At 41.1% G+C, this 370-nt stretch carries 1 pseudogene; it reads right to left on the bottom strand.

Annotated features, from left to right (window positions below):
• Positions 1 to 370 (bottom strand): annotated as a pseudogene (locus tag JUI58_RS12690) (HNH endonuclease); the annotation flags it as partial.

Here is a 370-nt window from a genome sequence, read left to right as displayed (position 1 = left end):
GTCCTTTGGCAGTAATTAAAAGCGGCTTGTACGGACGTAGCACTGCTACGTCCCTACCAACAATTAATTGCTCTGGAGTAGACTTTCCCACACAAGCTGCATCAAGCCAGTGAGTTTTTAGGAGGTTTTGACGAGTGCGATTAAATTTGGTTAATCCTCCTGTTCCGACTTCAACAGGCAATCCCGTTCCTTTTAGTTTATCATACAGTTTCCAACGGGTAGAATTTACTGCTGCACTATCTGACAATGGTTGTTTTGCTTGTCCTAGAATCCGTTTGAGAATATTAGGTTGACCTGATAAGAAATCTTTGATTTCTTGGTTTCCTTTTTTTTGATTACAAGGACGACAAGCGAGGGTTAAATTACTGAC

The sequence above is a fragment of the Spirulina sp. CCY15215 genome (assembly GCF_016888125.1).
Lineage (GTDB): Bacteria > Cyanobacteriota > Cyanobacteriia > Cyanobacteriales > Spirulinaceae > CCY15215.
The sequence above is the reverse complement of the archived record's forward strand: the minus strand, read 5'-3'. Positions and strand labels throughout refer to the sequence as shown.